This is a genomic window from Paenibacillus abyssi, from assembly GCF_014640295.1.
Taxonomy (GTDB): Bacteria; Bacillota; Bacilli; order Paenibacillales; family Paenibacillaceae; genus Paenibacillus_D; species Paenibacillus_D abyssi.
Map to the genome: position 1 here is coordinate 70,322 of NZ_BMGR01000012.1, position 24,994 is coordinate 95,315.

Sequence of the window (24,994 nt, forward strand, 5' to 3'; positions counted from 1 at the left end):
ACAAAGATTTACAAAAAGCCAGCGGTTATCCGCTGGCTTTTTGGCGTCGTTATATGTTTAATCGGTTTTCTGAATATGAGCAACCTTTATCTTACTCCATATCCTTTTCCAATTCTTTTTTATAATGCGTTCTTCATAAATGTTTGCCCTTTCTTTCGATTCCTCAAAATACGGAGTTGGTTTTAACACCAAATTGACTGCATCTTCTATTCCACAGGGGGCTGTTAAGACAACATGATTGTGATCATCTAATGTAAGCCCCAGTGCTGTCGCAGTTTCTGGAAACTTTGAGATGGCATCTACTGATGAAGAATAAGGCGGTATATTATTTACCACGTGCATTCTTGCTTCATTTTTGACAGACCAAGGTATGTTGGGTTTAATGCTTCTTAGCTTCTTCTCCAATTTCTTTTCTGTTTTTTCATCAAGATTGCTTTTATCAAAATAGATTACATCTACATCCGGCAATGATGTTCTTTCAGTAAAGCCGTGTTGCACATCCCAAATTTTAGAGCGCACAAATCCCGCACAGACCCACCAATCAGGTAAATGTAAAGACTTTGCGGTTTCTAATATATCCATCATCCACGCGTCTTCTTTAACAAGTTGAATAATGTCTTGTTCATTTATTACGTTCAAAGTTATTCCCTCCACGAACATATATTCCTATTATATCTAATATCAAAAGGATTGGAAGAAATTTCTTAGATAAAATAGATCATATCATTGTTGATATCTTTTCGTGCTCGACAAGAACTAAAAAGCCTCTTGAGGATTTCTCAAAAGGCTCAATGTCAATATTTATGACGGTCAGAACTTAGTAATAAAATGAGAGCTTAATTCTGGCGTTCTGCAAAATAATCAATCAGGAATTTATGAAACACCTTCGCCACTGACGGCAGCTTCTGTGTATTTCGTCTGATCAGTCCGATCGTTCTTGTCACCTGCGGGGAATGTACACGCACCTTAGCCGGCTGTAATGGCCCAGTCTGATATAATGCCATCTCCGGCAGCAGACTGACTCCCATGCCAGCTGCAACCAATCCCCTGATCGTCTCCGTCTCTTCCCCTTCAAAACCAATTCGAGGCGTAAATCCAGCCTCTAAACAAGCCTTCCACACGAGAGGACGCAAGGAGTAACCATCGCTAAACAGAACAAACTCTTCATCCTTCAGTTTCTGCAGTTCAATTGCATGTTCTCCGGCTAATGGATGGTTCGGCGGGAGAACGGCAAAAAGCTCCTCTGTCAGCAGGATTTCTCCCGAGACATGCTCATGGCCCTCTGGACATGGAGAGATAAAGGCCAGATCGATTTCACCTTTAACGATATCGCGGATCAGCGAGGGATACATGCCCTGCTTAAACTTAAACCGTACATTGGGATGCAGCTTCCGAAACTCCGACACAACCTGAGGGATGAGTTGAATGCCCAAGCTGTGGGGAAACCCGAGGCGAATCTCTCCCATCTCCGGATCCATGAACTCATGAATCTCCACAACTGCGCGCTCCAGATCAGTTAGAACGACCTCCGCCCGCTTCAGAAACAATTGGCCGACCGGCGTGAGCTGCAGATTCCGTCCTTTCTGGATGAACAGTTGTACACCTAACTCCTCTTCAAGCTGATGAATCTGCCGGCTGACCGCCGACTGCGCCACATGCAGCTCTTCCGCCGCTTGGGTGACATGTTCTTTTTTAGCTACCTTGACAAAATAATAAAGCTGACGCAGTTCCATGACGTAGGATTACGCTCCCCTTCTCTTTAGTAACGCCTTTTATCTTTTCTTGCAAACAACCCGAATAATGCAAATCCGCCGACAGCCCCTCCGATATGGGCCCATATGTTAATGCCAGGTACAATGATGGAGTATATCACACCGAATATCAAAATGGTGTACACCGTTTTTCGCGATGCTTCATCCAGACTGTATTTACGGAGCACCGCCAGGTGCAGATAAGCGCCAAACACACCGTAGATCGCACCAGATGCACCGGCAGATAAACCAGGCCCTGTATTCAAAAATGCGCTGAACACATTGCCGCTTATGCCGCACAGCAAGTAAAAGACAGCATATTTAGCGGAGCCCAGCAGCTTTTCGAGCGGTGGCGCGAATACAAGTATTGAAAAGCAATTGAATAATAGATGCTCCCAGCCGATATGCAGGAATTGAGAGGATACATACCGCCAAGGCTCCTCCAACCCCCATGGATTGCCGGGAAACTGGATAAAAGCTCCGAAGCGGATTAAATTTAAAGTATTTGTAGAGCCGCCCATTAATTCCAGCAATGCGAACAGAACGAGATTGACCGCAAGGATCGCCGATGTCACCGGGTATAATCTCAAATAGGAACGGAAGCTTTCGTAACGCAGAAAAATCATCCCTCGTTCCCCTTTCCAAAGATTGATTCTAAAATTGGACAACCATCTTTCATTATGATTATAATAAACCTGTTAAAGATCTTACAAATAGAGGAGGATTCATTTATTATGACGCAAGAACGTACAGGTGTTGCAACTTTGAAGGGTAACCCAATTACGCTGATTGGCCCCGAACTCAAAAAAGGTGACAAAGCTCCAGACTTCCAATTGAACAAATCTTTGGTTGATGTTGTATCTCTCAACGATTACGCTGGTAAAGTTAAGCTTATTAGCGTCGTACCTTCCATTGATACTGGCGTGTGCGATGCACAAACCCGCCGTTTCAACGAAGAAGCCGGCAAACTCGGCGAGAACGTGATTATCCTCACCGTCAGTGTTGATCTTCCGTTCGCACAATCCCGCTGGTGCGGTGCTGCAGGCGTTGACAAAGTAGTTCTGCTCTCAGACTACAAAGACAACAACTTCGGCAAAGCGTACGGCGTACTCATCAACGAATTGAAGCTGGATATGCGCGCGATCTTCGTTCTTGATGCCGACGATACCATTCAATACGTAGAAGTGCTTAAAGAAATGACTGAGCACCCTGATTATGACCAAGCACTGAACGCAGTAAAAGCATTAATCTAATTGTATACCAAGCAGGAGTTGCTGTCACCTAAATGGTCGGCTTCACTGCATGGCCCTCCAAAAAATAAAGCGAGTGAAGGGAAATCCTTCCTCGCTTTTATTAATTTATGGATTTGTAACTTTATAAACGGCTAATTTTTTATCAAGAGTCCGATAAATATCAAGGATTACACGATAATTGGAGCCCAAATCACCAAATGAACCACGGGAGGCCGAATAAATATCAACTGCTGTCGTCAATGGATTCGTACCGATAATAGAAACCGTAATATCCATCGTCCTTCCGGTGACCGTTCTTTTCTCCAGAACGATCTCACCGACCGACTGCACTTCATGAAGCACCTTATAACCCTGCATCTTCTTCAACGTAGATACGACTTCATCCCATGCCTTGTCTTTAGAAAGCTTGTAATAATGGGATTTCAGTTCCGGATCCTTCGCTTTGTCCCCTGTCTGTTCGAAACTGCGCAGCAGCCCGATCAGCGTTCGCTTAAGCAACGACCATCTCCCCCTCCAACATCTATGTATCAGAATGGATACCGGTAAATACGTATCCATGAATGAAAGCAGTAACCCATTATTTTCACACTCTGACAGCATACGAGAACGGCTCCTTCTCGACGATGGAGAGTAACCGTTTTCTTTGCAGAAATTATAAAACCCGCTGATGCCGTCCGACTTGCTTGTTTCTGAACCCGCTCTCGCAGGTGGGTGTCCGCAGAAACGGTTTTGAGATCCCTTTTCGAGGGCATGTCAGCCGCGTTCCAATCTAGGTCTCCCGTGAAACAGCCATTGGTTCAAAACAACGTTAAGCCGTAACGAGCATCGCAGGATGTACTGAATATTATAGACGCTTTAAGAATAAAAGTAAACCGCAAGCAGCCCTCTGTTATTTTTTAACGTTTTCCTCTTCTTTATAATCCTGTCTTTCTTCGGCTGATCTCAATGCCTCATCATCCGCCTGCGCTTCCTCCTGTGCCTGCTCCGCCGCTTTCTCCTGCTGCTCCTTGAGCTTTAAGAAAATCAAGTGGAAGTTGTAGAAGGAGACGAGCGCAATCATGCTCCCCATGAAGAAAGGAATGAGGAACGTGAACTGCATGCTGAAGAAAACGATCGCACCACTGATGATAACCGTCGACAAGGAACGAAACGGCTTGCCGATTGTAATCAGAATGGCGTTCTTAAGCAGTTGAAAGGTCTTCATGTGGTAATGAACCATCATTGAGAAATAGTTAAACATGGAGACGAACAGCAAGAATATTAATCCGATAAAGATAAATGAAAGGATCTGCAGGGAGTTTAACTCATTCAGATAAACCCGGTAATCCACGAACATAATCGTATAAAGCAGCGTATACAAAATTCCGCCGAACATGCTTTGCACATAGTTCTCTTTATATCCTTTGAAATAGGTTTTGAATAACGGGACATCCGTGTCCCCCATCACCCATTTGCGCACGACTGCGTATAATGCTGCAGTCGCCGGAAAGAACGTAAAAGGCGCCACTACGGCCGCTACGATTAATCCGCTGAACAACTGGCTCTCATTCTCTGAAAACAACAATGCTGTTGCAAGAAAGAACACAAACGGCAATGAACAGATGATCCAAAGAACATTCGTGACGGATAAACGCATTATCCATTCGGATATTTTGTAAAAGCCCCCCATGAGGCCTCTCATTTCCATGCAAGTTTCCTCCCGACGAAAACGGTATCATTACCAAATAAAGTTATAAATAGCAGCTTCCGGTATCCGCCAGCTTCGCCAGACATGACGAAACCGGGGTTCCGTAAAGCCGCGGCACCTATCCGCGCCGCGGCTTTACGGATTATCCCGGTTCATCAAATCATTTATTTACAAAATCATCAGATGAGCTGCGCGGACGGCGCGACTCTCCGCGGTTGTCATAACGGCTGTCACTGCGGCCTTCAGATCTGCCGCGGCCCCCGTCACGGCTTCCGCTTTTGCCATAACCGCCACGGTTGGAGTCTCCACCACCACGGTTATCACGCCCGCGAGGCGTACCGCTTCCACTCCGGTTGCCGCTGCCGAATGGACCGCCGGAGAAACGGCGGCCGCTCGAACGGACATCCGGTCTGCGTTTCTTCGCACGGATCGGATCTTCCGGCGTCAGCTCGACGTTGACATCCTTCTTCTCACCGGTAAGCAGCTTCATAGCCGCAGCCAGCAGGTGAACCGAATCGTAACGCTCCAAGAGCTGGATGGCACTAGCCTTGAACTCGCTGAATTCTTCATTTTGAACAATCTCAAGGAGACGTTCAGCCGTTACGCGCTGTTTGCCCTCAATCGCCTCTGCCATGCTAGGCAGCGGTTTTCTGGCGATGCGCTGACGGGTAACCTTCTCAATGAAGTGAAGATGGTCGATCTCGCGCGGTGTCACGAACGAATAAGCAATGCCCTCTTTGCCAGCTCGTCCAGTACGGCCAATGCGGTGCACATAGCTCTCTGGATCCTGCGGGAGGTCAAAGTTAATAACATGCGTCACGCCGGAAACGTCCAAGCCTCGAGCTGCAACGTCCGTCGCAACCAGCACGTCAATACTGCCGTCGCGGAATTTGCGCATGACGTTGTCACGTTGGTTCTGCGACAGGTCACCGTGCAATCCGTCAGCGGAGTATCCGCGTTTTTGGAGCGCTTCGCTAAGCTCGTCTACACGACGCTTCGTACGTCCGAACACAATAGCAAGCTCCGGTGATTCCATATCAAGCAAACGGCTAAGCGCTTCGAACTTCTGGCGTTCATGCACTTCAATGTAAGCTTGCTCGATTAGCGGTGCAGTGATGTTCTTCGGAATAACCGATACATGCTCTGGATTTTTCAGGAAGCGCTGCGCCAGCTTCTGGATGTTAGGCGGCATTGTTGCCGAGAACAGCATCGTTTGACGCTCTTCCGGAACGAGGCTAAGAATGGAAGTGATATCTTCCATGAAGCCCATGTCCAGCATTTCATCCGCTTCGTCCAATACGACGGTTTGTACATCGTCAAGACGAATGGTCTTACGGTTAATGTGATCGAGCAAACGGCCTGGTGTGCCGATAATAATCTGCGGTTTCTTTTTGAGTGCGCGGATCTGACGCCCGATATCTTGTCCCCCATAAATCGGCAGCGAACGTGTGCCTTTATAACGAGACAATTTTCCAATTTCCTCAGCCACTTGAATGGCCAATTCCCGGGTCGGGGTCATAATAAGCGCAACGATACGGTCTTCGCTGACAGGAATTTTGGAAATGAGCGGAATACCAAATGCAGCCGTCTTTCCTGTACCTGTCTGTGCTTGACCGATCAAATCGCTGCCACCCAGCGCGATCGGGATTGATTTGTCTTGAATCGGGGTTGATTCCTCAAAGCCCAATTCAGTGATAGCTTGCAACACCTTTGGTTCCAAGCCAAATTCAGTAAATGTTTTCAAACTTATTCAAACTCCTTTTTTTGTAAAGCCTACTTAAAAAATATCCCTTTTATTATAACACAACTTTGTTTATGAATACCAGCAAAGCTATTTTACTAATACTAAATTGTAAAATCGGCTTCAGGAATCCCCTGTTTGATTCGAAAGGAGCGAATCCTTTGCTCTATTTGCGTATATCAGGTACCGTTCTCGTCATGCTGTCAGGCGCTTTGTTCGTTGCCTTCGGCTTCAACATGCTGCTTATCCCGCACGGATTGCTGAGCGGTGGTGTTTCCGGCATTTCAATGATGATCGGTTATCTGACTGGCGGCAATATCGGTTGGTTGTACTTTGCGGTCAATCTTCCGATCCTCATATGGGGATTATTTTCGCTTGGTCGAAGATTTGTAATCTGGAGCATCGTCTCTGTCGTTGCCGCTACGTTCTGGATGCAGGTCATCCCTGTTAAGCCCATCGTAGACGACCCGCTCCTAGGGGCGGTTTTTGGAGGGGTTATTGTCGGGTTTGGAAGCGGAATTGCTCTTCGGCAAGGCGGTTCATCGGGCGGCTTTGATATCATCGCATCAATTGTAACACGCAAGCGTGATATTCCTGTCGGTATCGTCATCTTCATTTTGAATGCTGTGGTTATTTTCGTATTAGGCTTGCTTATCCAGGATTGGGACGCGGCATTGTACTCCATGCTTTCGATCTTCGCTGCAGGCAAGGTAGTGGATATTATTCATATCCGGCATGTGAAGGTGACTGCGTTCATCATCACGGGCGAAACCGACCGCATGATCAAAAAGCTGCTGGAGCGCCCGCGAGGCGTCACGATTATTCGAACAAGAGGCGCATTCTCAGCCGCGGAAAAAGACATGCTGATGACGGTCACAACACGTTATGAGCTCGCTGAATTGCGCAAAACAATCAAGCGGCTCGATCCAGGCGCATTCGTTAACATTGTGGAAACGGTAGGTGTTATAGGCGATTTTCGCCACCCTGGGTGATGAGCCCGAGCATGGTATGGACTCGTATGGATTTTGCTGCCACAGGCTAGGTTTTTTCAGAAGCTCCTGTTATAATAAGGGTATCCCCGATATTTAGGTTTCATGCCATACGTTTTACCCTGCTTTCTTTGACAAACTCGAGGAAAGGGTGATGCAAGATGGATATGCAAACTGTAACACTATCGCGGATTGTGGAAAAGCTGGTGCCCGAATTGGTGCCTTTCCTCACGGAGCGGGAGCTGCAATTAAGCATCGTCCTTCGCGATGGATTGGCGGTACTGGAGCCAGAGGACGCGATTGAGATCGTGCACCACAGTATTTGTGAGGTTCAAAAGCAAGTTTTGCTGCAATAAGCTTTACACGGGAGCGCGCATGCGTTCCCGCTTTTTTTTGCCTAGGAGCTGTTGGAACTGCATATACTTACAATGTAAATAGTTCGAACGGCAAATCTTCATTTTTCTCCAAAATCCTACAAAATACCTCTTTTTATAAATGGTTAAACTAGCTATAATCAATTCATATTCTAGCAGGGAGAGGACACCAATGGAGATTATTCTATCGATTCTTATGATGCTGTACGGTTTGATGACAGGAGGCGGCGGAGAACCAAACCTATCTCTCGATCATATTTTAACCACCACTACAGCAGCCGGACAACACATGATACAATCAGACAACCCTGGAGAGGCAACTGAAGAGAAGAGCAATCTTTTCGTCAAAAAGGATCCTCTGCCCGATGCACCCCCTATCAAAGGAATCTATGTCACCTCCCACACCACCGGCGTCTCCCGTATGGACACACTGCTGAAGCTGCTTGATGAGACCGAATTAAACAGCATGGTAATTGATATCAAAGATGATTACGGTTACATTACATACCCTACCGACAATCAACAATTGCTGGAGTACGGTACGACGCAGAAAAATATACGCGACATCAAAGCGTTAATGGCCCGACTGGAAAAACACAAGGTGTTTCCAATTGCCCGAATCGTCGTTTTTAAAGACAGTGTGCTGGCCGAAAAGCACCCCGAATTATCATTCATCAATAAGGACGGAACGATATGGCAGAATGGCCGGAAGGAGAGCTTTGTCAATCCATACCGGAAGGAAGTCTGGGATTATAATATTGCAGTTGCCAAAGAAGCCGCTAAGCTTGGTTTTAAAGAAATTCAATTCGATTATGTCCGTTTCCCTGAAGGTTTTGAGCATAAAGCCGACAACCTGAAATTTCATTCCATAGAAGAGAGCCGCGTTGATGTGATCGCGGGCTTCGTCAAGTATGCAAGAGAGCAATTGGAGCCGCTTGGCGTTCGGGTTTCCGTCGATATTTTCGGTTATGCCGCCTCAGTTCCTGCTGCCGAAGGAATCGGGCAGGATTTCGTCAAAATTTCCAAGCATGTCGACGTGATCAGTCCAATGGTGTATCCGAGCCATTACAGCACCGGCTGGTTTGACCAGAAGGATCCAGATAAAGCGCCATATGCAACGATTAAAGGCTCTATGGTGGACACGCACAAGAAGCTGGATCCGCTCGGGTCGCACAAACCGATTATCCGGCCGTGGATACAGGATTTCACCGCCAGTTGGCTCGGCAAAGGGCGTTATATTAAATACGGCAAAGCTGAGGTGCAGGCGCAGATCGATGCGCTCAGGGATACCGGCATCGAGGAATACCTGCTCTGGAACGCCGGCAACAAGTATACCGAGGGAGTCGATTATTGAATTAGGCATACCCGCCGTGAACGACGGGGCTTAAAAGCTTTGGTTTTACCGCATTCACTGCGCAGTCGAATGTTCTTCCGATCGCTGTTGTTCCCGGATTCCCTTGAATGAATAGGCCGAGGCGGGAATCCGGGAACAAAGGCGACCGCTGACGCTTCTCCAGAATCATTCGATCTGCTTCGTTTAGGCATAACCGTTTCTTTCCTAAAAACAAACAAAAGAAGCCTTTCCTTGTTAACATGTAAGTACGACCAAACATGAACAAAGGAGAGGCTTCTTATGTACATCGAATATATCATGGACCAGCTTACTTTGCCCATGGACTTGCAGGAAGATATCCCCGAAAACCATCTCGTCCGCGTCATCAATGATGCCGTCAATCGCCTACCTATGAAGATCTTCACTCCAGCTTATCCCCGCGGCCGTCGAGATAGCTGCCACCCCAACTTGTGATGCCATTTTTACCGTTTTAAAGGTACCTATCAAGCTTCAATATCTCATTGAAGATCCCTTTTGGGACAGCCTCGCTGCTGTCTATAGCCATACGTTATCCATTAACTTCGATCAAATATCCGTTGCCAGGCTCTGTCCGCTTCTTCTCGATGATCGCGATCGAACGGATATCCGGTGTTTTGACGAAATGCTTCGCTGCATTGCCTTCAACGGTTGCAAAAGCCTTCTCGTCACTATCGGCCAATACAATCAAGTAAGCTATTTTTTCTTCATACTCAATCTCAATTTTATATAGAAACATCGACATACTCCTCTTTGTTATAATGAGAGCACCCATACAAATAGAAAGCCTTATGAAGCAGCCGACCAATATCGCCGATCGGCTCATTCATAAGGCTTCATATCATTATTGGGATAATCTCGAAGCGAGCTCGTATAATTCCATATTAAAAGGCTTCTTCGTATTGACTACCTTATCAATATCGGTCACGACAAACTCGCCTTTGATAATTCCGCAGCCTTTGCCCGAATCGCCTTCAATCAGCTTGCGTACGGCAAAGTCGCCAAGCTGGCTCGCTAATATGCGGTCTTTATGCGTTGGCGTTCCCCCGCGTTGGATATGTCCCAGAACGGTTACCCGCGGCTCAATGCCATTGCGCGCTGTAATCTCACGGCCAACCTCTTCGCCTGTTCCCGCTCCTTCAGCTACGACAATGATACTGTGTCGTTTGCCATGCTGGAAATTTTCCCTCATCCGGCTGGCTACTTGCGCCAAATCAAACGGCACTTCCGGAACAAGAATCGTTTCCGCACCGCTCGCCAACCCGGCGTACAGGGCGATATCTCCGCAATGACGGCCCATAACCTCAACAACCGAAGAGCGCTCATGCGATGTCATGGTATCACGCAGCTTATTAATCGCATCGACTACGATGGATACTGCGGTATCAAATCCGATTGTAAAATCGGTAAAAGGAATATCGTTATCGATAGTTCCAGGCAGACCCATAGTCTTGATTCCAAGCTTGCTTAATTTATTTGCCCCTTGATAGGAGCCGTCTCCACCGATGACGACAAGACCGTCAATGCCGCGCGCGCGCAGAATATCCGCTCCCCGCTGCTGCCCTTCAGGAGTCAGGAACTCTTTGCAGCGTGCAGTTTGCAGGATGGTGCCTCCGCGTTGAATAATATCGCCTACACTGCGCAAGTCCATCGGTCTAAGATCGTCATTGATCAGCCCTTGGTACCCTCTTTGTACACCATACACTTCTAGTCCATGATAAAGTGCGCTTCTTACGACGGCGCGAACCGCCGCGTTCATGCCTTGCGAGTCTCCGCCACTTGTTAATACGGCGATCGATTTTACTTTTGACATGCTGTTAATCCTCCTAAATGTTCATGCAGTAATAATCTATGATTGTTTGGCGCGAATCCACATACTGTTCAACCAGAAAAACACCCTCGTCATCGGACTGCGCTTCATCAGCCTCTTGGAGATGCGCTTAACATCCTCCTGCGAGCTTACCTTAGGGTCCGATAAGTACAGAGCGAGCAGACCTTCTATAATCATACGGTGAAATTGGGAAGCAGGCAACCGCTGTACATCTTCGCGCGCATTGGATACAATGCCGCTTATGCGTTCCTCCAGCATTCCTTGATTATCATAGTAATTACAGAAGTTCAAGTCCCCTCCCTCACGGTCCTCCTCTTGATCAATCAAATAATCAAGCATGATATGAAGGCCGCATACATGCGGGAAATAGGCATTGCGAATCGAATCGGCATGCTGGTCTTTAAGCTCAGGATGGGTTGCCGCCAAAAATAACATAAACATACCCAGTGTGGACCCTGTTGCCGCCGCAAACTCATTCCACTGGAGATGGGGATAGCGGCTCCGATTCTGCTCCCACCAATGGAGCAGATGCGGCTCGCGAAGATCCTTGCGAATATGCTTATGTACTTGTAAGTCACAATACAAACCGACTAATTCGGTTACCTGCTGTTTCACTTTATCGTATGCAGGCAGCATCGATACGCAGGATTGGCAGGTTCGCACGAGCGCGTGCAAATAACCGCCGTCCTCCCTTTCGCTGCGCAGCGCATAATAATCGCTGAGCTCGCTGCCCGGATCCACCGCATCGAGCATCGATTGATGAAGCAGCCGGAAATCATCCGGATCAAGTGATGTGCTGCGGTCACACAGGTTGTCCAAATAATCGCTGATCGTCTGCAAAGCGACAATAAGCGGAATGAGCACATGGCGCTGCTCCAAATTAGCCGCACCATAGACCGCTCCTCCTTCGCAGTGAAACCGCTTCGCATCCATGCTGGCTAACGCTTGTGTCCGCAGTTCTTCATCGGGAATCGCTTCTGCTTTTTGCCGCCAGCGCTTCAGCTCGGCATCCACCTCGGGCAGGACGTACTTATACACACGATACATTAGCCTTATAGGATTCCTAGGAGCACGGCGCTCTAATAGGATGAGTTCATTCATAGTGGCGCCCTCCCTAAACGAGTTGTCATCCGGAATGGCGTCGCGTTTCAATCTCTTGATTGATGCGGTACCAAATATGCAAATCGTTGATTCTGCTGGCCAGTTCGGCAATCTCGGAGTTCAATTGACAAGACCGCTCAAAATCGTCCTCTTCAAACAGCAGGGCCTGTTTCTTATTGATTACCCGCTCCAGCTTCATGATCCGATCCGGAATCCGGCCGCGGATCGCCTCCCAATATTCGAGAATAGCCGCCCGCTCTTCCAAACGGTACGCTTCCCACTCCAATTCGAGTACGGGCAATTCAATTTCCAGCCGTTCATTCCATTTAAATGCATCATTCGCCATGGTAAACCTCCAACAAATAATGTACCACTTCAATCGCTACAAATCCAGAAAAAAAGACAAACACCGTAAAATTTGCTAGGAACTTGTGCCCGCATCCATACTGCTCGTGGTATACTGATTTACATGTGTTCATAAATTCATAATGTCCAATAAAAGATAAATTTTCTAGACTGTTCAATGTCAAAGGAGCCGCAGCCATGACGCAAAAGGAACATGCCGTTTCAATGAGAACACTCTGGTCTTTTTTTCTGCCGCTTGGCATTTCCGCAAGCCTGGTCACAATCTCGCATGTTATTATCAACAGTACCCTGACTCGCGCGGCGGAGCCGGAACGCGTCATTGCCAGCTATGCAATCGCGATGAGCCTGCTCATGATCACCGAACGCCCGGCCGTGCTGCTGCGGCAAACCTGCTCTGCATTAGTCAGGGACCGACGGTCTTTTCAATCAATGCTTACCGTAGCGCAGCTTGTGTTCGCCAGCATTCTTGCGCTTGGTTTTATCATTTGTTACACACCGCTTGGCACGTTCATTTTCAAAAACATATTCGGCGTTCAGGAAGACAACGTCACAGGGGTTATCAATGTCTATCAGGTGCTCATGTTCGTCAGTTTATTTTCCGGGATTCGCTGTCTCTATCAAGGCGTTATCATTTATAATTTGCGGACGAAATGGCTCACGATCGGAATGGCCATACGTTTGGCAGGCATGTACCTGCTCTCCTTGTACTTCATTCATACCGGAGTCACCACCGGGGTTGTAGGCGCACAGATTTTTTTGTTCGGTATGATCATCGAAGCGGCAGTCAGCTTTGCCGAAGGACGTCTCCTTGTAAAGAAAATGCCGATTAAGCTTGATGAACATCCTGTCGAGAATAAACGCCAGGTGTTTTCTTTTTATCGGCCATTGCTGTTGTCCACGTTAATTACCGTTTGGATCGGCCCGGCAATCAACATCATGCTGGGCAAGACATGGGACGCAGAACTCGCTATCGCTTCTTTTGCAATTGCCGCGAGCTTGGTCTCCTTATTGACAAGCTTCTTTAGTTATTTTCATCAGATTGTTTTGAACTTTTACAAGGTTGATCCGGCAGCGGTGCGCAAATTCACCCTGATGCTCGGGTTTATTCCTGCGCTGCTGATCGGTTTAATCGCCTACACCCCGATCGGCATCTTCCTGCTCGAAGATATTATGGGCGTACAGGGACGCTTGCAGGCCGAAAGCCTGCGCGCACTTCAAGCCTTTGTACTATTGACACTCGTCATGCCTTGGCTGGATACATTAAACGGCTTGGTTATGGTACGCGGCCAGACGAAGCTGATATTCGGCTCACAGGCCGCCAACCTGGGTTTTACATTTGTCACGCTTGTCCTGTTCGTCTGGCTCGCCCCGGAATGGAACGGCACGATCGGCGCATGGGCGCAATCCATCGGCATGGCCGCCGAGCTAGGATTTATCGCTTTAGCGCTTCGATTTATTAAACCAATGGACACTGTACTGGCCGGCAGCGCTAGATAATTAGGAGTTGATGTGTATTATGACAACCGATGCAAATCGAACTACCGCAGCTCTATCCCCTACAGCAAAGCAAGAAGCGGCTAGGCTGCGGATCTACAGCTTTTCCATTTATACCATCATGGCCGTCATCGTTTCTTATATTCCGCTTTACTTCCATGACCGCGGATTCTCCGAACAGCAGATCGGAATTCTCTATTCAATAGGACCGGCGCTTTCCATCTTTGCTAATCTCATCATGGGTATGGCAAGCGATAAATACCGGACAATACGCAGAATCATGACACTGCTGTTATTCGGACAATTGCTGATGGTCGCATTGTTGTTTTCTGCGCAGGAATTTTTTATTGTCTGTCTCATCATGGGAGGCTTCTACTTCTTTCAGACACCGCTTAACCCATTGAATGACAGCCTGATTCTGCTTTCGGTCAAGCATACCGGAAGAAGCTACCCGTCCATTCGCATCTTCGGGTCGCTTGGCTTCGCCATGGCAGCGCTGTTCATCGGTTTATTTCTGGGATCAAGCGGGTCCGGCACGACGATGATCGTTTTGATGCTGGCGGTTTCTGTGTCATTGGCTCTGACCTTCACCCTGAAGGATTACCAAGGCTCGCTGCGCAAAATGGAATTCTCCGGGTTTTTCAAGCTGGTCCGCAAGCCGGATGTGGTCACTTTCTTCTTTCTGATTATGATCATATCCACCGCGCACCGCATGAATGAAGGCTTTCTGGCCATTATCATGCGGCAGATGGGAGCCAGCGAATCGTTAATCGGCATCGCCTGGATGGCTTCATCAATAAGTGAGATTCCGATCCTCTATCTGCTGGGCAAATATGGCCATAAATTTAAAGAGCTTCCACTTCTGGCGATTGCAGGCCTCTTCTATGCCGTAAGGTTCTGGTTCCTCTCGGAGATGACCTCGCCAGGCTGGGCCATCTTGATTCAAGCGATGCACAGCATTACGTTCGGCATCTTTTTCTCAACGGCGCTGCGGTATATGACGACGCTTATACCCGACGAATTCCGCGCTTCGGGCCAAGCGCTGTATGCGGTTGTCTGGATGGGCTTCTCCGGCTTGTTAAGCGGACTGCTGGGCGGTTATGTACTCGAACAAATCGGCCAAACCACCTTTTTCTATGTTGCAATGGGACTTTCCTTATTAGCCTCGGCCGGATTCATGCTCAAGCATCTGCGATCCCGATAACAACGCGGCAAAGTCTTGCATTTCTGATTTCGTCCACTATAATGAGGTGGAAAGGAACGGTGGAACAAGAAATGAATTATCCGATCATTTATGAACAAACCAAACAGGTGATGCACGAGCGCCGCAGTGTGCGCAAGTACAAGGACCAGCCGGTAACAGCCGAGCTGATTCGCGAGCTGATCGATTGCGCGCGTTATGCTCCAAGCGACACCAACTCCCAAACATGGGAATTCATTGCGGTACTGAACCGCGATAAAATAAAGGCCATCGAAGAGATGACATGGGAGCAGTTGCACCTGCGTGCGGCGCAAGCGGAAAAGAACGGTTTGGCGAGAGAGGCAAGGCTGCTGGTCAAATCTTTCGGGCCTTATGCTACCGCATTTTCGGATGCGCCTGCTCTCATCATTTGTCTTGCAACCCCCTACCAATCGAAGTTCCGCGACCGCATCTTTGACCCGATCAACCTGGTCGGCGAAGAGGTATGGCGGGAAGAAGGAATTAAAAGCAGCTGTCTCGCTTCACAGAATCTCATGCTTGCCGCGCATTCGATTGGACTGGCTACCTGTCCGATGACCGGTCCGGTGCTTTTGGCGGAAGATCAGCTGAAGCAGTATCTAGGCATTGACGAGACACGCCAGGTCAATATGGTCATCTCGCTAGGCTATCCTGCTGAAATTCCCGGCAAGCTGCCCCGCAAAGAAGTCGACGAAATCTTGAGCATTGTGGAATAATCAAACTGCAGCAAAAAACGGTATCGCGGATCAGCCGATAGAGGGCTGATCCGCGGTGCCGTTTTTTTGGGGATATGGCGCCTTGTTGCAGCAATAAGCGCAGCCCGTTTCGGCTGCATATGTTCTTGTGCTTTGGACATTCTATGGGTCACCAAACTTTCTTGAATTACCAACGATTTTGTTTGTTTTGTTCATAAAGCAACAAAACGAGTTCATTTGACCATTGTAAGCGATGTCACTTTCAATAATAATAAACATATGTTGGTTATTTAATCGATTTAGATTTATTTAAAGGCATTAAACAATGAAATGACGTACCTCACCGGATCGTTGGTCACCTGTAATGTGCGTAAGAACATTCAACAGGCAGGCAGAAGAGAAGGAGCAAAGAAGTTACATAGAGTAAAGTCAACCTGCTCCCGAGGAGGAATGCTGCTGGAACGCTTATGGTCGAAACAATTTGTTCTCATGACGATCGGAAACCTGTTCCTGTTTGTCGCTTTTTATATGCTGTATCCGACGTTGCCTCCGTTCATCAAACAGATGGGCGGAAACGAATCGCAAGTTGGTCTGGCGATGGGCGCATTTGCGTTGTCCGCCGTTTTTTTTCGGCCGCTCGTCGGCGGGCTGCTGGAGCGGCTCGGCAGGCGGCCGTTTATCGTCTGGGGGCTGCTTCTTTTTATCTTCGCCATGTATATGTATAACTGGGTCGGTGGAATTCTCGTTCTTATAGCTCTCCGAATCTTGCACGGGTTGAGCTGGGCGCTTTCCACCACCGCCATGATCACGTCGATTACGGATACGATCCCGGCTGCCCGCCGCGGCGAAGGAATGGGGTGGTTTAGCACGTCCACGACCCTGGCTATGGCGATCGGCCCGATGCTCGGTATCTGGGTGACACAGAACCATTCATACAGCGCTTTGTTTTTATTCGCCGTAGTCCTCTCTGCAGCAGCGCTGCTCCTGACGTTTGGTGCAAAAATTCCTTTTCGGCCGCAAACGGGCGCAAGAAGAATCGAATTATACGAAAAATCTGTCTTGCCACTTGCGGTGTCGGTCTTTTTTCTGTTCATCGCTTATGGCGGCATTACCACCTTTGTTCCGCTGTTCGCAAGCTCGATCCAGGTCAATCCCGGCACATTCTTTCTGACCTTTGCCGCAACGCTTGCACTCAGCCGTCCCCTTTCAGGAAAACTTTCCGATCGCTACGGCGAGATGGTTGTCATTGTGCCTTCACTTGTCATTACGATTTGTGCATTGATTGTCCTGAGCCTCTCGACCGGATTGATCGGCGTCCTGGTATCGGCTGTTCTATATGGTATCGGCTTCGGTTCCGCGCAACCGGCTTTTCAATCGGCGACGATACTTCTGGCCCGTCCGGACCGCAAAGGGGTCGCCAACGCCACGATTGCGACTGCTAATGACCTTGGTATAGGGCTGGGTGCGATCATGCTGGGCTGGATCCCCCAGTACTCAAGCTACCAGGTATTGTTCGCGGTCAGCGCCGGGTCGGTTGTGGTTTCCTTGCTTCTTTTCACTTATTTTGTGAAACGTTTGTTGAAAAATAAAGGAGAGTCTCTGAATGTGGACTCTCTTCCTATCGAATCGAGTTGACTGGAAAAAAGTGATAAATATGAAACAAGGAGGAGCAGTCTGCTTAGGCAACTGCTCCTTATTTTCACGACGTGAAGATCACTAGGATAGGTTCTTCTCTAACAGAATCCCTACCTGCTTATTCATGACTTGAGGGGGATAGGGCATGCCATTTGTAAACCACCATTCCACGATCCCCACGTAAGCAGGCGCGAAAAATTGAAGAATAACATCTTCGTTTATACCACTCTTCTTTCCCTCCATCATATCCCAGCTATTCTTGATATCCTCCACGACAAACTTAAGGAACCGACTACGAAAGAAGGGGGCTCCTTTGCTGGCTAGCATGGCTGAAAAGAAGACATAATTTCGTTCAAAGTACTCGAACCAGCTGATATTGCCCTCTACAGCATTCATGTCAGACGCAGGTTCACAGATTTCTCGAAGTTCGTCGATATGTTCCTCAATGAGCTTATCCAGTAAATCAAATTTATCTAGGTAATGAAGATAGAAGGTTTTCCGGCTAAGATTTGCCCTGTCGGAAATATCTTGTACCGTAATGGTATCAAATTTTTTTTCAGACATCAGTTCAATAACAGCTTTTTTTATCGCTTCTTGAGATTTGAGTATTCTTCTATCCACCTTAGACATTATGATCATCACCAAACATTCTTAAAAGTAATAACACAATATTAATTGATTTGTGCACTAATACACGAATCATGGTCATTTAGGAATTGCAGCGTATCCTATTTCTTTTTATCATTATACACAGATGTCACCTAATACATCAAAGTGTATTTGTTACACGAGCGCTGTAAATTTTGCCTATAGCAATAGAAAGGGTGAATGATATGAAGAAACGTTTTATAAGAGATTTAGAGGTTTCATCGATTGGTTTGGGTTGCATGGGGTTCAGTCACGGATACGGCAGTGGACCGGACAGAAACGAGTCGATCCGATTAATCCGTCAGGCGTATCATTTGGGTTGCACCTTCTTTGACACCGCCGAAGGATATGGTAATGGTTCCAATGAAGAACTAGTGGGGGAAGCTCTAAAACCCATCCGGGACAAAATTATCCTTGCCACCAAGTTTAGAATTGTAAAAGATAGCGCTACTGCTTCAAAGGAGACGACGCTGCAGCAGATACGGACTCACGTGGAAGCTTCCTTGAAAAGACTCAGGACAGACCATATTGACCTGTATTATCAGCACAGAGTGAATAAGGATATTCCCGTGGAAGAAATAGCATTCAGTATGGGTGAACTTATCAAGGAAGGGAAAATTCTTGCCTGGGGACAGTCCCAAGCAACAGAGGAAGAAATTAGACGTGCCCATGCTGTGACGCCGCTGACCGCCATTCAGAGTGAGTATTCCATCATGGAGCGAATGTTCGAAAAAGATGTTATCCCTACCTGTGAAGAACTAGGTATCGGCTTTGTTCCGTTTTCGCCTCTAGCCAGTGGATTTTTATCTGGGAAAATCAGCAAAGATACCAAATATGAGGGGGACGATGTGAGAAGGGTCATCACTCGCTTCGATCGGGATAACATAATCGCAAATCAGCCGTTGCTGGATTTGATTACCCGGTTTGCAGAATCAAGGAAAGCTACACCGGCACAGATATCTCTGGCGTGGATGCTACATAAAAAAGATTTTATCGTACCCATTCCCGGTTCACGAAAGCTAGAACGCATTCAGGAAAATCTGGGGGCAGCCGAAGTAGAGCTTACGGATGATGAGTACGATCAAATTGAGGAAGAACTTGCAAACATTGAGATTCATGGCAACCGGACAGATGAAGATATTGCAAAGTTAAGAGAACTTTAGGAGGACAGGGAGAATGTCTCGCGAATGCCCTAGTTACATGTTCTACACATAAATTAAGAAAAGACCCCTGCCATAAATGGCGGGAGTCTCTTATGTTGTAGCAGCCTTGCACAATTATAAGCCGTTTCGTCGAAACGTTAATCTTATAATTTTGTTACGTTAGCTGCTTGGGGTCCACGGTTGCCGTCAGTAATATCGAATTCTACCGCTTGACCTTCTTCCAAAGATTTGAAGCCATCTCCTTGGATTGCGGAATAGTGTACGAATACATCGTCACCATTGTCAACTTGGATGAATCCGTAACCTTTTTCTGCGTTAAACCACTTAACTGTTCCTTTCAAATGAACAACCTCCTAAAAATGACCGCCGTTTATGAACGACGAGTAATCCCATTATATCGCAGCGAACTGGAAATTGCAATTCCAAACTCCGAATAAATGGGATTAATGCTGTACTCGAATGTTCAGATGCTGGGAAGATCCCGGGATGAAAGGAAGCTCCGACTTCCGAAATTCTGCACTTGCACCGCTTTCGCGAATGAGTTCGAGCAGCTGATCCAGCCCTGGAAACCGTTCGAAACGAAGGGTGACCAAAGGGTAGATTCGAATCTGACCTCCCGGGCGGCATACCCGGATCAGCTCACGCAGCGCTTGCCGATGAAATTCCATATCGAACTGCTGCCCGTACAGAAATAAGAAATGACTGCACAGGACAAGGGAAAAACGGCTGCTCTCAAATGGCAGCTCCGGCAGTTTGCCGGCTATATATCTTGATTGAAAGTCCAACGCTGTTCTGTCGGCGACAAACCGCTCGAGAGAAGCGATTCTGCCTTCCTTGTGACGTTTCAAGTTTCCGTAATAAGTCCAGTCGTAATGCTCCTGCAAGCCTTCTAGCTTGGTTGTGGAGACATCAATCTCCTCTGCCGCCTCCTGCTTCAACTGTCCGGCATCAAGCGCATAACGGGGATCGACAGCCAAGGCCTTGTAACCAAGCCCGTTCGCATCCGCTGTGAACGACGACGCGCCTGCTGCGACATCCAGCACCTCGCCAGCGAGTAAATCTTCAGATGTCAGCCCGAACATCCTCCTGTACTCCTCAAATCCTCTGCAGGTCATCGCTACGCCAACTTGCTCATACCCATTGCTGCTCATCTTCTCATCTCTCCTCATCTCGTCTCATCTTGCTCAGCTCTTCTCGTCTGCCTTCCAGCCTTCCCGTTAACGCAGTGCTAAAGACTGGGAAGGATTAATCGAATTCTATCATGGTTTCCGGTTGCTTTCTACCCCATATTTTCGCTATGATGGTAAGAAAAGCTTTTGTATAGGAAATGAGGCTAAGAACCATCATGTTTAAGAAATATGAGATCTACAAAACCGACAAATACAACATGTTAACGGTCGAGGTACAAGGAAAAACGCTCATTGTTCGGGAAATTTCCGATCAATGGGGGGAAGAGTGCCACACCTTCGTCAGCCGTCCCCAAATGATGCATTGGGCAGAGAACCGCTTCCGCCCGGAGAGCTACGTAGGGAAAGAGCAAGAGCGGGAAGCGATTATTAAAGCGTTCAAAGAAGTTTAGTACCCGGTTAATACCTGTAACACATTTACGCCAGGAGGAGCACGATGGACTCAACTGCAACAATTATTTTCATTATTGCGGCATTCTCGCTTGGTGCCATTCTGATTATGAAGCGCGAGCAAATCCCGGCGGGAATGAGACGCGGCACCGCCCTCATTGCAATCGCTCTTATCGCTTTTGCTTTTTTTCTTGTTGTCGCCAGTTTTTTGAATATGGGATAACAAAGCAGCATACAACATGATAAGTAACGACAGACTTCCGGGCGATTCATGAAATGGGTGAAAAAGGAACATACTAGGGGCAAAATGATATTGGAGCCGTGACACCTTTGAAATGGTTGAACATCCTTTTGTCCCTCGGCCTTTTGTTGTCCGCTGCACCGCCCGCGAAGCGATCCCTTGTCTTAGGCCCCATGGTAAGCCAAGCAAATGATACGATACATAAACCGAGGAGGATCCCTATGAATACAGTTCTCAAACGTTCCGAGACCAAGCAAGAACACCGATGGAAGCTGGAGGATCTGTTCCCTGATCAAGCCGCATGGGACAAAGAATACGCGGAAGCAAAACAGCTGATGTCCAAGGTTGCCGGCTTTGAAGGCAAGCTGGCCGATCCGCTTCAATTGAAGCAGTGCTTCGAGCTCGAAGATGAGCTCTCCCTTCATGTGGAGCGGCTCTACGTGTATGCCAACATGCGGCACCATGAGGATATGGCTGACCCGACGTATCAATCGCTATCCGATAAGTCCAAGAAGCTGAGCGTAGAGACCGGAGAAGCTCTCTCTTTCATCACGCCGGAGGTACTCAGCCTGTCCGATGAGGAATTGGCTTCATTCATTGAGCATCCGGAGCTGGCAGCGTTCCGCAACACGCTTGAAGAGATGCGCCGCCAAAAAGGTCACGTGCTTTCCAAGACAGAGGAAATGCTGCTTGCCCAGGTCGGCAATGTGAGCCAGGCGCCTGGCACGATCTTCAGCATGCTGAACAATGCGGACATGAAATTTCCTAAGGTCAAGAATGAGCAGGGTGAAGAGGTCGAATTAACCCATGGGCGTTATATTCAGTTTCTTGAGAGCAAGAACCGCGACGTCCGCCGCGAAGCGTTCAAGGCCATGTACGAAACGTACGGTAAAATGAAAAACACGCTTGCTGCCACTCTAAATGCAAATGTGACGAAAAACATTTTTTATGCCCGCGCGCGCAAATATCCTTCCGTGCTGGAAATGTCTTTATTCGGCGACAATATTCCGAAGGAAGTCTATACGAATTTGATTGATACGATCCATGACCACCTTCCGCTGATGCATCGCTATATGAAGCTGCGCAAACAGCTGCTAAAAGTCGATGAACTGCATATGTACGATTTGTTTGCGCCGCTCGTGGATGAATTCAAGATGGAAATCTCTTACGAGGAAGCGAAACAAAAGGTCAAAGAAAGCTTGAAACCGCTTGGCGAAAACTACCTGAATGTGCTGCAGCAAGGCCTTGAGAACAGCTGGATCGATGTGTACGAGAACGAAGGCAAACGCAGCGGCGCATACAGCTGGGGCGCTTACGGCACGCATCCTTATGTGCTGCTTAACCATAATGATAATCTGAACAGCATGTTTACGCTCACGCATGAAATGGGCCATGCCCTTCATTCCTACTTTTCGGACGAAGCGCAGCCTTATCGCGATGCACAGTATACGATCTTCCTTGCAGAGGTCGCATCAACGCTGAACGAGGCGCTGCTGATGCACTACATGCTGGAGAGATCAACCGACGTGAAGGAAAAGATGTACCTGCTCACCTATTATGCAGACCAATTCCGGACAACGGTATTCCGTCAAACGATGTTCGCCGAGTTCGAGAAAATCATTCACGAGAAAGTTGAGCAAGGCGAGTCGCTGACACCGCAGGAGCTCAGCAAAATATACTATGATCTGAATGTGAAATACCACGGTGATGAAATGGTCGTCGATCAGGACATTGAGATGGAATGGGCGCGTATCCCCCATTTTTATACCAGCTTTTATGTATACAAATATGCGACCGGCTTCTCCGCTGCAACGAGCTTTTCTAAACAGATTTTGGAGGAAGGCGCACCTGCCGTTGAACGCTACCTTGGGTTCCTGAAGAGCGGGGGAAGCGATTATTCCATCAATATCCTCAAAAAAGCAGGCGTAGATATGTCTTCGCCTGAGCCGATCAGCCAAGCCATGAGCGTATTCGAAAGCCTGATCGAGCAAATGGAGCAGCTGACGAAAAATTAAGAATGCTGAACAAAAGCCATCCGGAACCTGATTCGTTCCGGATGGCTTTCTTCTTACTTTATCGTTTTATTATTAACATGTATGCCTTGCTTTAATCAATCGGGATAAGCTGTTTGTTTTGAGTAAGCCAGTCTTCGAAACGTTGTAGTGAAGGATTTAATGTACGGGAAACTTCGAGGTCTCTTGATGCGCAAAATACCTGATCAAACTCTTGATAATACTGAAACATATTGCCCAAATCGTCCGCGCCGGGGAAGCCAAAGCTGCGATAAACTTCAGGGGAAACTGCATTGTAGCGAACCTCTTCATTAAATGCCTTTGTTAGTTCGGCAGCCAGCTCCTCACCCGTCAAATGATCCCCTGCTATGCCCACGAACTTGCCGGCATACTCAGCAGGGCCTGCTTTTAAAATTCCGTACGCGCATTTGCCGATATCTTCAGCGCCGATGCCCACCAGCTTTTTGTTGCCCATAGGGAACGTAATCGCAAGCGCGCCGTCTTCTCCCCTTTTAGGACCCATACCAAAATGGATCATATTATCCCAATAGAACGACGCTAAGAGGAACGTAGTCGGCACGCCTGCATTCACGAAGAACCGGTCCGCCGAACCTTTTGCATCAAAATGCGGCACTTTATACTGGTCCAGCAGTGTTGGCATACGGTCATCACTAAGCGGAATCCATTTCCGCGTATCCTCAAGAGTGGACCAGATGACATGCTGGAGACCAGCCCGTTTGGCTGCCTCAGCCATAATTTGAACATGTTCAATTTCTTTGTCCGGTGAAAAATGATTCCAAAAGAATGTCACGCAAAATGCGCCATAAGCGCCCCCAAATGCCTGCTGCACACTTTCAGCGTTATCAAGGTCCGCCGCTACGACTTCTGCTCCTAACTCAGCAAGCTCCTTTGCCTTTTCGCTGTTCACATCCCTTGTGATCGCCCGGACAGCAAAGCCCCCGTCAGGATCGTTCAGAATTGCCTTCACCAAACCATTTCCCTGCGCGCCGGTGGCACCCATTACTGCAATGATCTTTTTCTCAGCCATTCCCATTCTCCCTTCAAATTAAGTTACTTACAAAATAAGATTAATATGCGATCGAACAAATGTAAATATAAATTCAGAATTATCTGAAATTATGTTCTTTTCCGATATATCATACGATTAAACGACATATTCCGCTGTCGCATGCCCTTCATTTGAATACAAGCCTAAACGAAAAAAGCAAGGGAGATTCCCTCCCTCGCTGAGCAAACACGAAAGATTTTTAGGCTTGTTATTTGCAGCCATAACGAAACAATGTTACGGCAAAGTCAATGCGAAGCTCGAGATCTTCCTCCGTAAACATCGGATTAAATAAGATATCCATCTTAAACACATCGAGAATGCCAATAAAGGATTGGGCATGCAGCTTCGGGTTGGCAATATCATACGATGTAAGGAGCTCCGCAATGATGCCGCTATAACGCTGAAGAAATTCGTTCAATGCATCCATCAAGGCCTGATCATTATTCGGGGCATGAAAGAACAGTCTCGTGTAATCCTTCACCCGGTAATAATAAGTCAGATGATGTGCCGCGGCCGCTGTTAATTGCTCTTCCAGTGTGTGCGCACATTGAAGGACAATGCGCAATTGATGGATGAACCCATCGAAATCCCGCTTGGTCATTGCTGTAAACAGCTCTTCTTTACTGGAAAAATACAGGTACAGCGTTCCTTTGGCAATGCCTGCTTCCTCTGCGATGTCGGACATCTTCGTTTCGTAGTAACCTCTAGTACCGAACAGACGATACGCCGCATCGAGAATCGCGTTTAATTTATCACCATGTGCGGCGCTCACAATAACC

Annotated in this window: 28 protein-coding genes, 1 other RNA gene and 1 pseudogene; 13 read left to right on the forward strand and 17 right to left on the reverse strand. The window is 47.6% G+C overall.

The annotated features are described in order from the left end of the window. Positions 1-57 precede the first annotated feature (57 nt). The 3 genes from IEW11_RS17710 to IEW11_RS17720 form a co-directional block, all read right to left on the reverse strand. Positions 58-585, reverse strand: coding sequence for a nucleotidyltransferase family protein (locus tag IEW11_RS17710; protein ID WP_373289347.1), 528 nt, complete (start codon positions 583-585; stop codon positions 58-60). Positions 586-836: 251 nt separating this feature from the next. Further along, complete coding sequence (gltC, locus tag IEW11_RS17715; protein WP_188532405.1) at positions 837-1,733, reverse strand: glutamate biosynthesis transcriptional regulator GltC; 897 nt, start codon at positions 1,731-1,733, stop codon at positions 837-839. Between the two features lie 26 nt (positions 1,734-1,759). Next, positions 1,760-2,377: a rhomboid family intramembrane serine protease gene (locus IEW11_RS17720; protein WP_188532406.1), complete on the reverse strand. Its 618-nt coding sequence runs from the start codon at positions 2,375-2,377 to the stop codon at positions 1,760-1,762. A 108-nt stretch (positions 2,378-2,485) separates the two neighbouring features. Here IEW11_RS17720 and tpx point away from each other — a divergent pair, with 108 nt between their 5' ends. Next, the gene (gene tpx, locus IEW11_RS17725; RefSeq protein WP_188532407.1) at positions 2,486-3,004 is read left to right on the forward strand and encodes a thiol peroxidase; all 519 of its coding nucleotides are present in this window, start codon (positions 2,486-2,488) and stop codon (positions 3,002-3,004) included. Between the two features lie 105 nt (positions 3,005-3,109). Here the strand turns inward: tpx and IEW11_RS17730 are convergent, their stop codons facing one another. The 4 genes from IEW11_RS17730 to cshA all read right to left on the reverse strand — a co-directional run bounded on the left by IEW11_RS17730 (position 3,110) and on the right by cshA (position 6,435). Then, positions 3,110-3,502, reverse strand: a complete 393-nt coding sequence (locus IEW11_RS17730) for a DUF1499 domain-containing protein (RefSeq protein ID WP_188532408.1) — start codon at positions 3,500-3,502, stop codon at positions 3,110-3,112. A gap of 156 nt (positions 3,503-3,658) precedes the next feature. Then, positions 3,659-3,841: non-coding RNA, 6S RNA (gene ssrS, locus IEW11_RS17735), on the reverse strand. Positions 3,842-3,893: 52 nt separating this feature from the next. Next, positions 3,894-4,691, reverse strand: a complete 798-nt coding sequence (locus IEW11_RS17740) for a YesL family protein (protein WP_188532409.1) — start codon at positions 4,689-4,691, stop codon at positions 3,894-3,896. A 160-nt stretch (positions 4,692-4,851) separates the two neighbouring features. After that, positions 4,852-6,435 (reverse strand): degradosome RNA helicase CshA, encoded by a 1,584-nt coding sequence (cshA, locus tag IEW11_RS17745; RefSeq protein ID WP_188532410.1) that lies wholly within the window; start codon positions 6,433-6,435, stop codon positions 4,852-4,854. Positions 6,436-6,629: 194 nt separating this feature from the next. Between cshA and IEW11_RS17750 the strand changes: the two genes are divergently transcribed. The 3 genes from IEW11_RS17750 (at position 6,630) to IEW11_RS17760 (ending at position 9,149) form a co-directional block, all read left to right on the forward strand. Beyond that, on the forward strand, positions 6,630-7,424 hold the full coding sequence (locus IEW11_RS17750; protein WP_229725424.1) for a YitT family protein: 795 nt from the start codon (positions 6,630-6,632) through the stop codon (positions 7,422-7,424). A gap of 158 nt (positions 7,425-7,582) precedes the next feature. After that, the gene (locus tag IEW11_RS17755; protein ID WP_188532412.1) at positions 7,583-7,777 is read left to right on the forward strand and encodes a hypothetical protein; all 195 of its coding nucleotides are present in this window, start codon (positions 7,583-7,585) and stop codon (positions 7,775-7,777) included. Positions 7,778-7,967: 190 nt separating this feature from the next. After that, complete coding sequence (locus tag IEW11_RS17760) at positions 7,968-9,149, forward strand: putative glycoside hydrolase (protein WP_188532413.1); 1,182 nt, start codon at positions 7,968-7,970, stop codon at positions 9,147-9,149. A gap of 1 nt (position 9,150) precedes the next feature. Here the strand turns inward: IEW11_RS17760 and IEW11_RS17765 are convergent, their stop codons facing one another. Then, positions 9,151-9,390 (reverse strand): hypothetical protein, encoded by a 240-nt coding sequence (locus IEW11_RS17765; RefSeq protein ID WP_188532414.1) that lies wholly within the window; start codon positions 9,388-9,390, stop codon positions 9,151-9,153. A 38-nt stretch (positions 9,391-9,428) separates the two neighbouring features. On the opposite strand from IEW11_RS17765, the pseudogene IEW11_RS17770 reads away from it, so the two are divergent. Further along, a pseudogene (locus IEW11_RS17770) lies at positions 9,429-9,599 on the forward strand (IS1182 family transposase); the annotation flags it as partial. Positions 9,600-9,696: 97 nt separating this feature from the next. Here IEW11_RS17770 and IEW11_RS17775 read toward each other — a convergent pair. The 4 genes from IEW11_RS17775 to IEW11_RS17790 form a co-directional block, all read right to left on the reverse strand. After that, the gene (locus IEW11_RS17775; protein ID WP_188532415.1) at positions 9,697-9,903 is read right to left on the reverse strand and encodes a DUF3906 family protein; all 207 of its coding nucleotides are present in this window, start codon (positions 9,901-9,903) and stop codon (positions 9,697-9,699) included. 105 nt (positions 9,904-10,008) lie between these two features. Further along, the gene (gene pfkA, locus IEW11_RS17780) at positions 10,009-10,977 is read right to left on the reverse strand and encodes a 6-phosphofructokinase (RefSeq protein WP_188532416.1); all 969 of its coding nucleotides are present in this window, start codon (positions 10,975-10,977) and stop codon (positions 10,009-10,011) included. 36 nt (positions 10,978-11,013) lie between these two features. After that, complete coding sequence (locus tag IEW11_RS17785; RefSeq protein WP_229725409.1) at positions 11,014-12,096, reverse strand: tetraprenyl-beta-curcumene synthase family protein; 1,083 nt, start codon at positions 12,094-12,096, stop codon at positions 11,014-11,016. A 25-nt stretch (positions 12,097-12,121) separates the two neighbouring features. Continuing rightward, positions 12,122-12,442: a hypothetical protein gene (locus IEW11_RS17790; protein WP_188532417.1), complete on the reverse strand. Its 321-nt coding sequence runs from the start codon at positions 12,440-12,442 to the stop codon at positions 12,122-12,124. Between the two features lie 197 nt (positions 12,443-12,639). Between IEW11_RS17790 and IEW11_RS17795 the strand changes: the two genes are divergently transcribed. From IEW11_RS17795 to IEW11_RS17810, 4 genes are all read left to right on the forward strand, one after another. Next, entirely contained in the window at positions 12,640-13,959 is a 1,320-nt protein-coding gene (locus IEW11_RS17795) for a multi antimicrobial extrusion protein MatE (RefSeq protein WP_188532418.1), read from the forward strand. A 19-nt stretch (positions 13,960-13,978) separates the two neighbouring features. Next, positions 13,979-15,160: an MFS transporter gene (locus IEW11_RS17800; protein WP_188532419.1), complete on the forward strand. Its 1,182-nt coding sequence runs from the start codon at positions 13,979-13,981 to the stop codon at positions 15,158-15,160. A 71-nt stretch (positions 15,161-15,231) separates the two neighbouring features. After that, positions 15,232-15,891: a nitroreductase family protein gene (locus IEW11_RS17805; RefSeq protein WP_188532500.1), complete on the forward strand. Its 660-nt coding sequence runs from the start codon at positions 15,232-15,234 to the stop codon at positions 15,889-15,891. Between the two features lie 435 nt (positions 15,892-16,326). After that, complete coding sequence (locus IEW11_RS17810; RefSeq protein ID WP_188532501.1) at positions 16,327-17,505, forward strand: MFS transporter; 1,179 nt, start codon at positions 16,327-16,329, stop codon at positions 17,503-17,505. 81 nt (positions 17,506-17,586) lie between these two features. Here the strand turns inward: IEW11_RS17810 and IEW11_RS17815 are convergent, their stop codons facing one another. Further along, a complete protein-coding gene (locus IEW11_RS17815; protein ID WP_188532420.1) occupies positions 17,587-18,135 on the reverse strand; it encodes a TetR/AcrR family transcriptional regulator in 549 nt (182 codons plus the stop codon). Between the two features lie 203 nt (positions 18,136-18,338). On the opposite strand from IEW11_RS17815, the gene IEW11_RS17820 reads away from it, so the two are divergent. Then, complete coding sequence (locus tag IEW11_RS17820; RefSeq protein ID WP_188532421.1) at positions 18,339-19,316, forward strand: aldo/keto reductase; 978 nt, start codon at positions 18,339-18,341, stop codon at positions 19,314-19,316. A 143-nt stretch (positions 19,317-19,459) separates the two neighbouring features. Here the strand turns inward: IEW11_RS17820 and IEW11_RS17825 are convergent, their stop codons facing one another. Together IEW11_RS17825 and IEW11_RS17830 are read right to left on the reverse strand one after the other, a co-directional pair. Continuing rightward, on the reverse strand, positions 19,460-19,657 hold the full coding sequence (locus IEW11_RS17825; protein ID WP_188532422.1) for a cold shock domain-containing protein: 198 nt from the start codon (positions 19,655-19,657) through the stop codon (positions 19,460-19,462). 102 nt (positions 19,658-19,759) lie between these two features. Further along, a complete protein-coding gene (locus IEW11_RS17830) occupies positions 19,760-20,467 on the reverse strand; it encodes a methyltransferase domain-containing protein (protein WP_188532423.1) in 708 nt (235 codons plus the stop codon). 194 nt (positions 20,468-20,661) lie between these two features. On the opposite strand from IEW11_RS17830, the gene IEW11_RS17835 reads away from it, so the two are divergent. The 3 genes from IEW11_RS17835 to pepF all read left to right on the forward strand — a co-directional run bounded on the left by IEW11_RS17835 (position 20,662) and on the right by pepF (position 23,149). Then, positions 20,662-20,895 carry a hypothetical protein gene (locus tag IEW11_RS17835; protein ID WP_188532424.1) on the forward strand — a complete coding sequence of 78 codons (234 nt, stop codon included), beginning with the start codon at positions 20,662-20,664 and terminating at the stop codon, positions 20,893-20,895. 44 nt (positions 20,896-20,939) lie between these two features. Beyond that, complete coding sequence (locus IEW11_RS17840; protein ID WP_188532425.1) at positions 20,940-21,116, forward strand: hypothetical protein; 177 nt, start codon at positions 20,940-20,942, stop codon at positions 21,114-21,116. 239 nt (positions 21,117-21,355) lie between these two features. Beyond that, a complete protein-coding gene (gene pepF, locus IEW11_RS17845; protein WP_188532426.1) occupies positions 21,356-23,149 on the forward strand; it encodes an oligoendopeptidase F in 1,794 nt (597 codons plus the stop codon). A gap of 91 nt (positions 23,150-23,240) precedes the next feature. Here pepF and IEW11_RS17850 read toward each other — a convergent pair whose 3' ends face one another. Both IEW11_RS17850 and IEW11_RS17855 read right to left on the reverse strand, forming a co-directional pair. Then, positions 23,241-24,194: an NmrA/HSCARG family protein gene (locus tag IEW11_RS17850; RefSeq protein ID WP_188532427.1), complete on the reverse strand. Its 954-nt coding sequence runs from the start codon at positions 24,192-24,194 to the stop codon at positions 23,241-23,243. Between the two features lie 229 nt (positions 24,195-24,423). Then, complete coding sequence (locus tag IEW11_RS17855; RefSeq protein ID WP_188532428.1) at positions 24,424-24,987, reverse strand: TetR/AcrR family transcriptional regulator; 564 nt, start codon at positions 24,985-24,987, stop codon at positions 24,424-24,426. Positions 24,988-24,994 lie beyond the last annotated feature (7 nt).